This is a genomic window from Sporolactobacillus nakayamae, assembly GCF_900113325.1.
In the GTDB taxonomy this organism is placed as follows: domain Bacteria; phylum Bacillota; class Bacilli; order Bacillales; family Sporolactobacillaceae; genus Sporolactobacillus; species Sporolactobacillus nakayamae.
This window is the reverse complement of the sequence record NZ_FOOY01000039.1, coordinates 1-13491: the sequence shown is the minus strand read 5'-3', so window position 1 is coordinate 13491 and position 13491 is coordinate 1. Positions and strand designations below refer to the sequence as shown.

The 13491-nt window shown below is 41.2% G+C and carries 16 protein-coding genes; 5 read left to right on the top strand and 11 right to left on the bottom strand.

Annotated elements, in window-relative coordinates; all coding sequences use genetic code 11:
• Positions 1–74: 74 nt before the first annotated feature.
• The 3 genes from BM003_RS17000 (at position 75) to BM003_RS16990 (ending at position 2945) form a co-directional block, all read left to right on the top strand.
• On the top strand, positions 75–1196 hold the full coding sequence (locus tag BM003_RS17000) for an IS4 family transposase (RefSeq protein WP_093669713.1): 1122 nt from the start codon (positions 75–77) through the stop codon (positions 1194–1196).
• Between the two features lie 187 nt (positions 1197–1383).
• Complete coding sequence (locus BM003_RS16995) at positions 1384–2298, top strand: ABC transporter permease (protein ID WP_093674814.1); 915 nt, start codon at positions 1384–1386, stop codon at positions 2296–2298.
• Positions 2299–2399: 101 nt separating this feature from the next.
• Complete coding sequence (locus BM003_RS16990; protein ID WP_093674813.1) at positions 2400–2945, top strand: GNAT family N-acetyltransferase; 546 nt, start codon at positions 2400–2402, stop codon at positions 2943–2945.
• Positions 2946–3089: 144 nt separating this feature from the next.
• Here the strand turns inward: BM003_RS16990 and BM003_RS16985 are convergent, their stop codons facing one another.
• Both BM003_RS16985 and BM003_RS16980 read right to left on the bottom strand, forming a co-directional pair.
• Complete coding sequence (locus BM003_RS16985) at positions 3090–3383, bottom strand: YggT family protein (RefSeq protein WP_093674812.1); 294 nt, start codon at positions 3381–3383, stop codon at positions 3090–3092.
• A 319-nt stretch (positions 3384–3702) separates the two neighbouring features.
• Entirely contained in the window at positions 3703–5058 is a 1356-nt protein-coding gene (locus BM003_RS16980; RefSeq protein WP_093674811.1) for a glucose-6-phosphate isomerase, read from the bottom strand.
• A 201-nt stretch (positions 5059–5259) separates the two neighbouring features.
• On the opposite strand from BM003_RS16980, the gene BM003_RS16975 reads away from it, so the two are divergent.
• Positions 5260–5490, top strand: a complete 231-nt coding sequence (locus tag BM003_RS16975) for a DUF378 domain-containing protein (RefSeq protein WP_093674810.1) — start codon at positions 5260–5262, stop codon at positions 5488–5490.
• A gap of 72 nt (positions 5491–5562) precedes the next feature.
• Here the strand turns inward: BM003_RS16975 and asnB are convergent, their stop codons facing one another.
• Both asnB and BM003_RS16965 read right to left on the bottom strand, forming a co-directional pair.
• Entirely contained in the window at positions 5563–7449 is a 1887-nt protein-coding gene (gene asnB / locus BM003_RS16970; protein WP_093674809.1) for an asparagine synthase (glutamine-hydrolyzing), read from the bottom strand.
• Positions 7450–7623: 174 nt separating this feature from the next.
• Positions 7624–7836 (bottom strand): helix-turn-helix domain-containing protein, encoded by a 213-nt coding sequence (locus tag BM003_RS16965; protein WP_093674808.1) that lies wholly within the window; start codon positions 7834–7836, stop codon positions 7624–7626.
• A 172-nt stretch (positions 7837–8008) separates the two neighbouring features.
• On the opposite strand from BM003_RS16965, the gene BM003_RS16960 reads away from it, so the two are divergent.
• The gene (locus tag BM003_RS16960; RefSeq protein ID WP_093674807.1) at positions 8009–8368 is read left to right on the top strand and encodes a helix-turn-helix domain-containing protein; all 360 of its coding nucleotides are present in this window, start codon (positions 8009–8011) and stop codon (positions 8366–8368) included.
• A 148-nt stretch (positions 8369–8516) separates the two neighbouring features.
• Here BM003_RS16960 and BM003_RS16955 read toward each other — a convergent pair whose 3' ends face one another.
• From BM003_RS16955 to BM003_RS16920, 7 genes are all read right to left on the bottom strand, one after another.
• Positions 8517–8783 (bottom strand): DUF2933 domain-containing protein, encoded by a 267-nt coding sequence (locus BM003_RS16955; protein ID WP_093674806.1) that lies wholly within the window; start codon positions 8781–8783, stop codon positions 8517–8519.
• Between the two features lie 21 nt (positions 8784–8804).
• On the bottom strand, positions 8805–8993 hold the full coding sequence (locus BM003_RS16950; protein WP_093674805.1) for a hypothetical protein: 189 nt from the start codon (positions 8991–8993) through the stop codon (positions 8805–8807).
• Between the two features lie 315 nt (positions 8994–9308).
• Entirely contained in the window at positions 9309–10721 is a 1413-nt protein-coding gene (locus BM003_RS16940) for a sensor histidine kinase (protein ID WP_093674803.1), read from the bottom strand.
• Entirely contained in the window at positions 10718–11425 is a 708-nt protein-coding gene (locus tag BM003_RS16935) for a response regulator transcription factor (RefSeq protein WP_177184855.1), read from the bottom strand. The genes BM003_RS16940 and BM003_RS16935 overlap by 4 nt, the downstream gene beginning before the upstream one ends.
• Before the next feature lie 58 nt (positions 11426–11483).
• Entirely contained in the window at positions 11484–12137 is a 654-nt protein-coding gene (locus tag BM003_RS16930) for a TIGR01906 family membrane protein (protein WP_093674802.1), read from the bottom strand.
• A 469-nt stretch (positions 12138–12606) separates the two neighbouring features.
• Positions 12607–12822, bottom strand: coding sequence for a copper chaperone CopZ (copZ, locus tag BM003_RS16925; RefSeq protein ID WP_093674801.1), 216 nt, complete (start codon positions 12820–12822; stop codon positions 12607–12609).
• 149 nt (positions 12823–12971) lie between these two features.
• Positions 12972–13491 (bottom strand): HAD-IC family P-type ATPase (locus BM003_RS16920; protein WP_143128493.1); only part of this gene is annotated, 520 nt, incomplete at its 5' end.

Genomic DNA, 13491 nt, shown 5'->3' with positions numbered 1-13491 from the left:
TTTCCAAACAAAATAATCCTTTATAATGGAAGAATAGGTGATTCCTATCCAAATCCAAAAATAAAGGACTACGCATGGATAAGGATACACAATTCTCTTCATTTAAACAATGGTTACATCCAATTAATTTTCAACAACTTGACCAAACGGTCAAGGAAAAACAAAGCGATAAATACGTAAAAAAGCTGACAACTAAAGCCTATATCTTGCTTTTCTTATACGCACATCTTCACCAAGAAGACAGTCTGCATTCACTCTCAACTCGTGTTTTGGATGATAAGCTACAAGAAGCAATCGGCTTTTCGTCCATCAGTGCGGCTCAGTTATCCAGGAAAAATAATGCGGTCGATTCACAGCTTCTAGCGAACATCTTTCTTGAACTTGTTGCTAAAATCAAGAAAAAAAAGAAACCAGATCTCACGAATTCTCTTAAAATAGTGGATTCTACTACAGTCACGCTGAATTCAAATCAATTTCCATGGGCTCATTTTCGAAAAACGAAAAGCGGTGTCAAACTTCATCTTCGGTTGGCATTTATGGGTAAGGGACAAATATTCCCTGAAAAAGCCGTCATTACAACCGCTCAAGTTCATGATCGAACACAGTTAGACGTCCTTGTAGATGAAAAGAATGCCATGTATGTTTTCGACCGCGGCTACATTGATTATCAGGCATTTGATCGTTTCTCAGAAGAGGGAATGTTTTTCGTCTCTCGTTTGAAAAAGAATGCAGTGACTCAAGTGCTTCATTCTTATGATGTTCCAGAAGATAGCGGCATCATCACGGATCAAATGATCCGATTAGGTGACGTATTACACAGGGCAGACAACGCTTTTCGTTTAATTACCGTGCTAGATGATCAAGGAAAAACGATACGTATTGTGACGAATCGTTTTGATCTTGCTTCAACAGAGATTAGCGAAATCTATAAAGCCCGATGGGCTATTGAACTGTTCTTTAAATGGATCAAACAACATGTGCGTATCAAAAAGTTTTATGGAAAAAGCAAAGAAGCGATTCAAAACCAAATCTATCTTGCGCTGATTTATCACTGTTTGATGGTACTCATTCAACAGGAAACAGAGACAAAGCACTCACTGCTTCAACTTAACCGATGGTTAAAGGCATTGCTTTGGCAATCCGGCAAAAAACTGATTCAGCGTATTAAATTTCAAAAGAAACCAAAGGTTACCTAGAAAAAAGGTTCAGTCGCTGTTGTCTCTGAATTAATTGGATAATATTGTAAATATGGATAGGATCACCTCTTGAGTGGTTATTGAGTTTTTTGATTCAGGAAGATCCAATCTAATTCTGAATATTCGTATATTTAAGGAACTAATTTTTATGCAACGCTAGTACCAGAAGATAGAAAAAGTTAAGCATGTGACTTCAGCGGAAAAAGTGATTTGGCTTTCATCAACACGCCTCACTCTTGGTAAAAAAATGGCGATCCCTCAATACTTCCAGAGCGTTGACGGTGCTGTACCTGAAAAAGATCTTGCCAAGGGCAGCCATTTGCCTGGAAACAATGAAATCGGGTTGAGCAAAGATGTTGCCAAACAGCTAACCAAAAAACCAACAAGCCTAATCGGTAAAACTGTAACATTCTCTGTTAATATGACAGATAAAAATCAAAAGCCAATTGTCATGCAGAAAAAATTAAAGATCTCAGCAATTTTTAACGGCAGCGCTCAAATGGGCATGCTCACTGCTGATTACGATACTGTGCAGACTATGTTTGAGAAACAAAAACTTACATTGAACGCAAATATGGCAACCATTAAAATCGACCAAATTGAGAACGTAAAAAGCGTCCAAAACCACTTTAAAAAGAATGGTTATACACCAAATGGTGCCGGCGCGTTTCTCGATTCTCTGAACCTGTACATCGCCATTGATTCTTATGTGCTTGCCGCAATCGCCGGCATTTCACTGCTTGTCTCAGCAATCATGATCATCGTCGTTCTGTACATCAGTGTCACGGAACGAACGAAAGAGATCGGTATTCTGCGCGCAATCGGTGCCCGGCGCAAGGACATTCGCCACCTGTTCTTCTCTGAAGCAAGTCTGCTCGGACTATTCGGCGGTGCCGTTGGTGTTGGTCTCGCATTCATCGCCGCGGCGATTGGCAACCATATTGCCAGGCCGCATATGCATGTGTCGATACTGAATATCACCCCGGGATTTGTACTGTTCGGTCTGATTGCCAGCATAGGTATCAGTGTCATTGCCGGACTTGCCCCTTCATCCAAAGCAGCTAATCTCGATCCGGTTGACTCATTGAGAAAATTTGATTAATTGATTCAAAAAATCCCCGAATAGTTGTACTCGGGGATTTTTTGAATTCACTTATGTTATAATATCTTCTCTTTGGAAAGAGTCACTGGGGTGAATAAAGAATGAAGATAACTGAAAAGAACTATCTTGTGAACGGACTGGCGTACTCCATCCGTTCCGCAGAGACAAAAGATGCATCACAACTTTCTGAAATCAGAGTCAAGATCGACGGTGAAACCGAAAATATGGACCGAGAGTCTGGTGAAGCCTTTATGGGCGAAGCAAAGTTTGTGCAGCTCATACTGGCAGATGGACATGCGGTGCGAAATCTCTTTTTGGTTGCCGTTGCTGATGATCAGATTGTCGGATACTCAAGATGTGAAGGCAGCATGTTAAAGCGGCTTGCGCATAAAGTGGAATTTGGCGTCTGTGTTCTAAGTGATTATTGGAAGCATCGTATAGGCACTAATCTGCTTACACAATCCATCTCTTGGGCAGAGCAACAAGGCATTAAGAAAATTACATTAAATGTTCTCGAAACCAATACAAAAGCGATTGCTTTGTATCAAAAGATGGGATTTAAAGTTGAGGGAATACTAAAGAAGGACAAAAAACTCTCAGACGGCAACTACTATAACACCATTGTCATGGGCAGAATTAAAGATTAGAAAACTTGGCTTTGCCAAGCCTCTGGCGAAGGCAAAGCCTTAGTTGCCCTTACACTCGTTTCCTTGAATCTTCTATATTTTATACTTTCTTATCAGTGCTAAAAAAACGGATCAATCGAATCCGTTTTTTTAGTGTTCAAACAATTATTTGATCTTTAGTATGGTCAGGATCTTTTGAATACCGAATCCGATGATGCTGTACACAATCAAGGCAAAGACGGCAGAAAGGTCGAGGCTGTGCGTGTTAAAAACAATGGGATGGAAAATACCTAGAAAGGGTTTAAGAATCGGTTCGCTCAAGCTATTAAGCAGATTAACGAACGGCGTCGGATTGGCACCAAAAAATTGGAGTAAGATGTAAAGGGCAATAACAACCTGAACAAATGTTAAAAGTATGCTGATCAATTTAGGAAACATTCCGGTATTTTTTCGTTTCACGTGTCCTCTTCCTTTCTTTACCACTCTCTACAGCTTGTCCGCTTGAGCGTTACTGCTATTCATGTTAAGGGATAATGGCATCTCCGTCAAATTGAAAAAAGCAACCCTATGTCATCCATTATGGACAATTAAGCCATTAATGTTAACTAAAAAATTAGGGTCATCAATTCCATAAGATTTTGTCTGCCGGGTCTCGGCTTTGCAGGAGAGGCAGATGATTTTGTCGATCGTTTACTATATCAGAGAAAAACATAAGGAGGTTTCGCCTTTTTACAGGTGAAACCTCCTCCATCAATGAACAAGACACATGATCAGTGAATTAATGCTTGAGACGCGCCTCAAGTGTTGCCTTCTCTGCTTCATAGCCAGGTTTGCCAAGCAGCGCGAACATATTCTTTTTGTACGCTTCAACACCTGGTTGATTGAATGGATTGACACCAAGCAAGTAGCCGCTAACTGCTACAGCCTTTTCAAAGAAGTAGATAAGGTAACCGAAGTGGTACGCAGTCAGTTCAGGGATTGTAACAACAAGCTGCGGAACTTGACCGTCCGTATGCGCGAGACGAACACCTTCAGCCGCTTTTTTGTTGACGAAATCCATCGTCTGATCCGCAAGGAAGTTCAGATTATCCAGGTTTTCTTTTTCCGCTTTGATTGTGACATTCTTTCTTGGTTCGCCAACAAGCACAGCTGTTTCAAACATCACGCGACGGCCTTCCTGTACGAATTGACCAAGTGAATGAAGATCCGTGCTGAAATCCGCAGATGAAGGATACAGGCCTTTGAAATCCTTGCCTTCACTTTCGCCAAACAACTGCTTCCACCATTCGGAGAAATAGTGCAGATGCGGTTCAAAATTAACGAGCATTTCAACAGTCTTGCCCTTATTATAAAGAACATTGCGCACTGCGGCATATTGATATGCGGCATTCTTGCTCAATTCCGGCTCGCTAAAATCGTTCTGGGCATCTCGAGCTCCGGTCATCAATTCATCAATATCAATACCGGATACAGCGATTGGCAGTAAGCCAACGGCAGTCAGTACAGAGAAGCGCCCGCCGACGTCATCGGGAATAACAAAGGATTCATAGCCTTCGTTGTCAGCCAGAGTCTTGAGCGCGCCCTTGGCTTTGTCCGTTGTCGCATAAATTCTTCCCTTGGCTTCTTCCTTGCCATATTTGTTCTCAAGAAATTCACGGAACACACGGAAAGCAATGGCCGGTTCCGTTGTTGTTCCTGACTTTGAAATAACGTTAACCGAAACATCTTTATCTTTAAGCACATCGAACAATTCATTCAGATAGGTTGAGCTGATGCTGTTGCCGGCAAAGAAAACTTGTGGCGATTTACGTTCTTCTTTTGGCAGCATGTTGTAGAATGAATGATTTAGCGTATCAATCACCGCGCGTGCGCCCAAATAAGATCCACCAATGCCAATGACAACCAATACATCAGAATCTGATTTAATTTTCTCAGCAGCCTTCTGAATTCTAGAAAATTCTTCCTTATCGTATGCAGTCGGGAGATCAAGCCAGCCAAGAAAATCATTGCCTGCTCCGGTTTTCTCATGAATCGCTTGATGAGCGGTAGCTACTTGCGCCGTCACATAGTCCAATTCATGCTGTGCAAAAAATGAAAGTGCATTGCTGTAATCAAAAGCGACTTTCTTGCTCATTTCATCGGCCTCCAATGTTTAAAATAATTCCTACTTAACTGTACAAGACCACCGCGGCAAATTCAAGTCATGATCCTCTTTTATTCATATAATCTGTAAACGATTTCACATCTCATTCACTTTTTGTTCAATAACGTTAAATGAATAGTTGTGGGAAAAAAAGCCATGCTAGTAAAGCACGCACATAAAAGGAGGTTCATTATGAGCGGTTTACAGAAAACATGTCTCGTACTACTTATCATTGGCGGTATTAACTGGGGTCTGATCGGATTCTTTCGCTTCGATCTTGTTGCCACTTTATTTGGTGGGGCTGGAAGCGCGCTCTCTCGTCTTGTATATGGCATTGTCGGACTCTGCTCCTTATATTGCCTGACCATTCTATTCCGGCCAAGTGAGCGTCTAGAGCGCGAAAGAGAAACGCAGACGCGCTAAGTCATTTATATTTGAAAAAGGATCCCCGCTACTGCAGTGGGGATCCTTTTATTCGCACTACTCATTCTATTTTTAAGCTTGAACTACTGATTGACTAGTCACATGCACTGTCTTTTCAATATAAATCTGATGCCAAAGCATGAACACGAGCACGGTCCAAATTTTACGGCTATTGTCCATTTTATTGTTGCAATGGTCGTCAAGCAGTTTGAATACATAAGATTTATTAATAAACGCGTCCGTATTGCTTTCGTGGATTATTTTTCTTGCCCAGTCGTACATTTCGTCTTTGAGCCAAAGACGAATGGGCACCGGGAAGCCAAGTTTCTTCCTGAACAGGATTGAATCTGGAACAATGCCGCGCATGGCCTCGCGGAAAGCATATTTCGTTGTACCTTCCCCCGTTTTCAACGCTTCAGGGAGGGTCCTGGCCACTTCGAACACTTCCTTGTCCAGAAATGGTACCCGCAGCTCCAGCGAATGGGCCATGGTCATCCGATCAGCGACAACGAGGATATCGCCGCGCAGCCACGTTGCAATATCAACAAGCTGCATCTGATCCAACTTATTATTTTCAGAGGCCTGTCTGTAAATCGGATTTGTAATATCTGTAAACGGTGCGTTTTCTGAAAAGGTTTTCAGCACAAATCTCTTTTCTTCTTCATTAAATATGAACGCATTGCCGACATAACGCTCAGATAGCGGAGTCGTCCCGCGAAGCAGATAACTTCGTCCTTTCACACCCTCCGGTAATTGACGAGCAAGCGCGTGGAGCATTTGTCTTCCCGGCTTCGGAATCTTCTCAAACCAGTTCAGAGCAATTGGCTCGCGATAAATATTATATCCACCGAACAGCTCATCGGAACCTTCGCCGGAGAGGACAACTTTCACATGCTTTCTCGCTTCACGAGAGACAAAATAATTCGGGATCGCCGCCGGATCAGCAAGCGGATTATCCATATGCCAGATAATTCTCGGCATCTCTTTCATACACATCTCAGGCGTGATCTCAAGCGCATAGTTCTCAACACCGAGTTTCTCCGCTGAATCTTTAGCGATATCTATTTCATTGTATCCCTTGCTCGCAAAGCCAACCGTAAATGTTTTAATATTTTCATTATACCGTTTCGCGAGAGCGACGATAGATGTGGAATCAATACCGCTGGATAGGAACGCCCCAACAGGCACATCACTTCTCATATGCATTTTCACTGAATCAATCAAGACATCCTGTATCTTCTTTTTTGCTTCGTCAATGGTTTGATTAACAGGCGCAAAGGTCGGCTTCCAGAATGCTTTGTTTTGTAGTGGTTCTCCACTTTTCTTCAGAAGATAATGTCCCGGTTCAAGACTTTTTATATTTTCCTCAAGTGTGTAGGGTTCAGGAACAAATTGGAAGGTTAGGTAGTATTGGAGGGCTTTCTCCGCAACCGGATTGCTGTCTTTACCGATCAGCATGCTTTTCATTTCGGAAGCGAAAAAGATACCGTCATCCTCCTCCATGTAGTAAAACGGCTTAATCCCGAAGTGGTCGCGAGCAGCAAAAAGTGTCTGTTCTTGTTTGTCCCAAATAATGAAAGCGAACATGCCGCGAAAATAATTCACGCATTCCACGCCGCGATCCGCATAAAGCGCAACAATGACTTCAGTGTCTGACGTTGTATTGAATGTATATCCTTTTTCAATCAATTCGTTGCGAAGTTCCACATAGTTATAAACTTCACCATTGAAAATGATGTAGTAACGTTCATTTTCATAAGGAAGCGGCTGATGTCCGCCTGCCAAATCAATAATGCTTAACCGACGAAAGGCAAGTTGTACCTGATTATCCGTATAATACCCCGCGTCGTCAGGTCCCCGATGATTGATGGTCTCCGCACGTACGGTCATCGCGTTCTGTTCATGATTACCAGGCTCTAGATTATGATCTTTTGCAATGTATCCGCAAAATCCGCACATAAAAAGTCTCCTTTCAGAGATGGCCGGTGGAAAAATCTCCACACATGAGCACTCTCTGCTTCATTCACTATAGTTTATATCCGATACTCTAGTTTATCATTCGCTCGGACAAAATCAAAGTAATGACAGCGTTTCACCCAATATGAATTTTGCCATCTTTCAGAGATCCCGGATTTATTCATCATCTGAATCTGTAAATAGTTCTTGAATGGAAATATCTAGAACGGTCGCCACTTTTGCGAGCGTCTCCGCACTGATCTTGCTGCGTCCACATTCCAAGTAATAATAACCGTTCGCACTTTGATAACCAATACGGTAAGCCATTTCCTGAAGCGACATTTTTGATTCTCTCAGTTTTTTTAATTTTTTTAAGTCAACAGTCAGCATCGATGATCGCCCCTTTTGCCTATTTGGTAATTTTATTCAAAATTATACCATTCTTCCCATGACTTTTTCAATATATTTTTCCTGTTTGGTAAATAAAGTACTAACAAAATGAGAACATGATAAAATTCTCTTTGTTTACCGTTCACACCAAACTATGGGAGGAACGCAACGGATGGAGAATACGCTAGGCAGCAGAATTCGCTTTCTGCGCGATGAGAAGAATCTATCTCAACTGGAAATGGCTCGTCAACTAAATATTTCCAATGCCCAGCTTAGCCGTTATGAATCAGGCGATCGCAAACCTGATCCGGACATGCTCGTGCAAATTGCTGATTATTTAAGCGTCTCCACAGATTACCTGCTTGGTCGAACGGAACGCATTAATGAAGTTCAGTCTTACTACGAGAGCATTGAAAACAAAGAGTTGCTAAAAAAAATAAAAGAGATTCCCGGACTTGATGAAGTGATCGCTCAAATGTGCGATCAACCGGAGAAAGCGGAGAAATTAATTAAGATCTGGGGACTTCTCTAGATAATGTGATTGCTGTTGCTGCCCTTCATTAAACAACGAAAAGAAATCCTGTCCTGTATTGATACCAACATTCCCACATAAATAAAAAAAGTGACGAAAAATCGGATCAATTTTTCGTCACTGCAGTGAGGTACTTATTTTTTTCAGATCAATGATGATGGCCATTGCCTTTCTTCATCATCGCCGGCATCATGAATAGGTGCATCAACGGGCAAATGAGAACAGCGGCAAGTATGAGCAAGCTGCTCGATCCCGAAAAACCTCCTGTTAAAAACAAACCGATGATCACGGCTATTGGGATGATGAAGCATAGTGCCATCATTCGGTTATGCATTTTCTGATGGTTACCATGATCCCCCTGTCCCTTACTTGCCTGTGCATGATCTTCATGATTGTGATTTCCACAGCAATTCATCAAAAATCCCTCCTTGAATCATTACTTATTTTTAAGTTGCTGAATTTCTTCCTGTAAAAGCTTATTCTGTTCCTTTAAGGCATTTACTTCACCAGGTGCGTTATGATGGCCTGAATGATCTTTTTCCGAATGGCCCCCTCTCATCATCATCAACATCATGGGGAGCATCATCAGGGGACAAGCAAGTAAAGCTAACCAACTCCAATCCATTAACCTCTTCCTCCTCTTCCTTCTTTATCTAAGAGTGTAACTTGCACTTATGTGGATTCTGTGTGGAAAGCATGTAGAATTTGAGTAATTCAAAAAAGCGCAAAAAAAAATAAGAGCACTATCTCTTATTTCTGTAGTGAAACCATAAAGAAAGGCTGACAAACAGAATCACTGGGCAGGCAACCCACATGCAAGCTTTAAAAAAGGTTCTTCCAAAAGAGAGGAGGCTCTCATGACCAAAAGCATTGGCAGAAAAGAGAAGACAGGTTAGCCCTATAATGATTAGAAATAGTGAAAAAAACCAATCAATTTTTTTCATGACTTCATCCCGTCCTTTCCTTGCTTTGTTTCATGAGAAAAAATCAATCTAAATGTGGTCCCTTTGCCCATTTCGCTGTCAACCTGCACCGTTCCCCCCTGCATGTCCACATACTTCTTCACGATAGACAAACCTAAACCTGTCCCGCCATATTCACGTGCCCTTGATTTTTCCACTCGATAAAATCGTTCGAAAATGTATGGCAATTCATCTTCGGGAATGCCAATACCAGTGTCAGAAACTGATAGAACAGTTGCCTCTTTTTGCTTTACCAATTGTACAACAACGTTGCCTTTCTCAGTATATTGGATGGCATTTTCCAATAGATTTAACAATACCTGTTCCATGCGCTTGTGATCTCCGCGAATGAGGGGAATAGAGTCATGCAAATCCGTTTGCAAACTTAGTCGTTTATTTTCCGCTTTAAGTTTCACTTTCTGAACAGCCGTTTGAACAATTTCTTTCAGATCCAGCCATTCCATTGATAATTTGAGCTGGCCTTCCTCCATTTTTGACAGGTCAAACAGATCACTGATCAAATGTTCGAGTCGGACGGACTCCTGATAAATAATTGAGAGGTACTGTTTTTTTTCTTTGTCCGAATCCACCAATCCATCTTTCAGAACTTTGGCATACCCTTGCAGGTAAGTTACCGGCGTTCGAAGTTCATGCGAAATAGTTGAGAAAAAAGCTCGTCGGGTGTCTCGATATCTTTGCAGGCTGGCTGCTAAATCATTAATAGAGTCCCCAAGCATACCAATTTCGTCACGGCTTCTGATCTGAAGACGTGCGTCCCAATTTCCTTTTGCCATTTTCTCAGTCATTTTCTGCATTTGAAGCAGCGGGATGGACAGAAGTTTACTCATGATTAGAATCATACCTAAGGCAAGTAAAAATGCGCCTAGTCCAGATAACATCAGCAAATTACGGAGTCGTTGTAAGGAATCGTCTATCTTTTTCATTGAAGCAACGATATAGATCGCAGGCCTTGTCGATTTACCCATCTTTATCGGTTTGCCAATCACATAAAAACGATTTCCATGGGCATCACTCGTTTGAAATTCTACAGGGTGACCTGCGAGTATCCGCCGGGTTTCACGTGCTCTGATAAGTGACAGATTCTGCTGTCTTTCTCCCGAAAGCGTCAGAATTTTTCCATCGACATTCACCCAGAAGACTTTCACATCTGAAAACTCAGCAAATGTCCGGATCATTAATTGGGAAGAAGTGTCACCAGATTCAGCCATCGTAGTAAAATGAGTAGCGATTTCCTGTGAGTCCTCTCTCATTTGCGTCTCATAAAAACTTGTGAATAGCTGATCTACAGCAAGACCAAGGGATACCAGAATCATAATCATCAGCACCATAATCGCTGCACCCAGTTTCAGTCCAATTCGATTGATGGTCATGATTTTTTGACCTCAGTATCAAATTTATAACCGACACCCCATGATGTCTGAATCGGGTTATAAGTGAGACCGGATTTTTTTAATTTTTCTCTAATATTTTTGATATGAATATCGACAACCCGGGCGTCCCCTTCAAAATCATAACCCCATATTTTTTCAATTAGCTGCTCCCTAGATAAAACGCGACCGCTGTTTATTGCCAGTGTGGCAAAGAGATCGAATTCTTTTTGTGTCAATTCAATCTGTTCATGATGAACAAAAACCTGACGTCCGTCTCTGTCAACAATCAGCGATGGAAAATTCAGAACATCGTTTTCCATTTGTTTCGATGAAACCGTTGATGCACGGCGGATCAAAGCATGAACACGAGCAATCAGTTCATCCGGATCAAAAGGTTTTGTTAAATAGTCATCCGCTCCAAGTTCCAGTCCCTGAACTTTCTCTTTGGTTTCACCTAAAGCAGTTAACATTAAGATGGGGACGGATTGTGTTTTCCGAATAGACTGACAAACCTGCCAGCCGTCCATATTAGGCATCATCACATCAAGAATAACAAGATCGAAGGATTGATTTTGAATTTTTAGCAGCGCTTCATGACCATCAGCGGCTTCAACAGTATCGAATCCTTCCTTTGACAAATAAATTCGCAACAAATTGCGCAGCTTCCAGTCATCATCAACCATTAAAACTTGTAATTTTTTCATCATGATCACCTTCTCTCATCATACAGTAAAAATTAAGAACCAAAAGGAAAAAGTCTGATTAAAAGGCAGCTTTTTTCTTTTTTAAAAGCCTTCTGTGGCCCATACATAATAAAATAATGCTTAAAACAATCAAACCCAAAATAAATAAAGCAGAATGCATGAAAAAGGTTTCAGGAAGGATGTTGATCACAGGGTCTGATGCCGGATCAAACAGCCAATAATTATTTCTAAAAAAGATCTGGTGGAACAGAATGAATACTGCATTAAAGTTCACAGCAAATGCCGCAAAAAGCAAAAGGATAAAAATGAGTAAAATAAGGTATGTCTTTTTCAGAACATCAATCACGCCTCGCTTTATGCTGCGGTACAGACCGGCTGTACTTATAATACCTGTCACGAATAAAAATACTTCAATAGAAGTAAAGATCTTTTTGACATCAGCAAAGTGAATTTGTCCTCGTTCTGAATAGGGCAAGGACGGAAGTCTGAATGATTGAGGCAGTGGATTGAAAAGGTATTGAATCATGTACTTATAGTTTTCCATAATTGTGTCTCTGCTGATTCCCGTCAGCCTGTCAATCCCAAGATAACCAATATCAAAATAATACAAGGGTACAAATAGCAACGTCAATATAATTGAAAGCGAGATAATAAACAGGGCAAAACTGATCGAGATGAGAATCTGAAATACTTTAATGTTTCTAATTTGCATATAAAAGCACATCCATATGAATTTTTTTGATTTGATCGTGCCGTCAGGAAAAAACTAAGCATCAGCCTAGAACTTTAACCAATCACATAAGCAACCTCTAAACTGGTGACTTTATTGTTTGTCATTGATTATTTGGGGGAGATATAATTCATCAGCGTGTTTTTATTATCCCTTCCGAAACTCCACATCCATTTGTTTTCACTCTTCTTTAGAACTGATTTTTTTAGAACAATTTTATTTTGCTTACAAAATTAGCAAATAGAATTGGTGGTTTGTTTTGTATCAAGAACACTGTCCTCCCTTCTCTACTGAAATCAGATTACACAATAAATGTGTCGAAACAATGTAAAATGAAGAATAGTTCTTTTGATATTTTCTAGACTAAGTTTCCAACGCTTTCCTCACGGTTTCGTGTAAGTGCAAAAAAAGTGCCTCTGACCCATAACGGGAGAGGCACTTCTTTGATCGATTAATTCTGCTCGACAACCTCGTAGCCTTGTTCTTCAACAGCTTCCTTTAAGTCGCTAAATTGGACTTTAGCTCCATCAAACTCAACAGCAGCTTTACCCGTTTCAAGATCTACTGAAACATTAGATACTCCATCCAGTTCGTTTAACGCATTTGTGACAGACATTTTACAGTGTCCGCAGTGCATGCCTTTTACATTTAGTGTTGTTTGTGCCATGATTTCAATCTCCTTTTATTTAGAAAGTTATTTTGAGACAACGTCCACCAATTCAAAATCATTGCTGGCCGACATCATTACAATTCTTTGCATTAACAGCTTTCTTCATTTTAATCTCCGCGAATTTTAAACATAAGTTTTTTCTTAATTTAGACTTTAACACGTTTCAGGCGCAAACTGTTCGCAACAACAGAGACTGAACTGAATGCCATGGCAGCGCCGGCTACCCAAGGCGCAAGCAGGCCGAGTGCGGCCACTGGAATGCCAACCGTATTATAGAACAGTGCCCAGAACAAGTTCTGACGAATGTTCCGCATCGTTTTCCGACTCAAATCAATCGCTTTTGGAATATGAAGCAGATCGCCACCGACCAATGTGATATCAGCTGCCTCAATTGCCACGTCTGTTCCAGTGCCAATTGCCATGCCGATATCTGCTGTAGCCAATGCCGGAGCGTCATTTATTCCATCACCAACCATGGCTACCTTCAGTCCCTTTTCTTGAAGAATTTTCACTTTAGCTGCTTTTTCCTCGGGAAGGACCTCGGAAAACACATGGTCAATGCCTGCCTGTCTGGCAATCGCCTGAGCCGTCCGCTCATTATCGCCCGTAATCATATACACCGAAAGACCACGTGTCTTTAATTCTTCAATGGCTTGCTTCGAAGAT

Coding starts and splice junctions, on each gene's coding strand:
- BM003_RS17000 (WP_093669713.1), top strand. CDS start 75: ATGGATAAGGATACACAATTCTCTTCATTTAAACAATGGTTACATCCA.
- BM003_RS16990 (WP_093674813.1), top strand. CDS start 2,400: ATGAAGATAACTGAAAAGAACTATCTTGTGAACGGACTGGCGTACTCC.
- BM003_RS16980 (WP_093674811.1), bottom strand. CDS start 5,058: ATGAGCAAGAAAGTCGCTTTTGATTACAGCAATGCACTTTCATTTTTT.
- BM003_RS16975 (WP_093674810.1), top strand. CDS start 5,260: ATGAGCGGTTTACAGAAAACATGTCTCGTACTACTTATCATTGGCGGT.
- asnB (WP_093674809.1), bottom strand. CDS start 7,449: ATGTGCGGATTTTGCGGATACATTGCAAAAGATCATAATCTAGAGCCT.
- BM003_RS16965 (WP_093674808.1), bottom strand. CDS start 7,836: ATGCTGACTGTTGACTTAAAAAAATTAAAAAAACTGAGAGAATCAAAA.
- BM003_RS16960 (WP_093674807.1), top strand. CDS start 8,009: ATGGAGAATACGCTAGGCAGCAGAATTCGCTTTCTGCGCGATGAGAAG.
- BM003_RS16955 (WP_093674806.1), bottom strand. CDS start 8,783: ATGAATTGCTGTGGAAATCACAATCATGAAGATCATGCACAGGCAAGT.
- BM003_RS16950 (WP_093674805.1), bottom strand. CDS start 8,993: ATGGATTGGAGTTGGTTAGCTTTACTTGCTTGTCCCCTGATGATGCTC.
- BM003_RS16940 (WP_093674803.1), bottom strand. CDS start 10,721: ATGACCATCAATCGAATTGGACTGAAACTGGGTGCAGCGATTATGGTG.
- BM003_RS16935 (WP_177184855.1), bottom strand. CDS start 11,425: ATGAAAAAATTACAAGTTTTAATGGTTGATGATGACTGGAAGCTGCGC.
- BM003_RS16930 (WP_093674802.1), bottom strand. CDS start 12,137: ATGCAAATTAGAAACATTAAAGTATTTCAGATTCTCATCTCGATCAGT.
- copZ (WP_093674801.1), bottom strand. CDS start 12,822: ATGGCACAAACAACACTAAATGTAAAAGGCATGCACTGCGGACACTGT.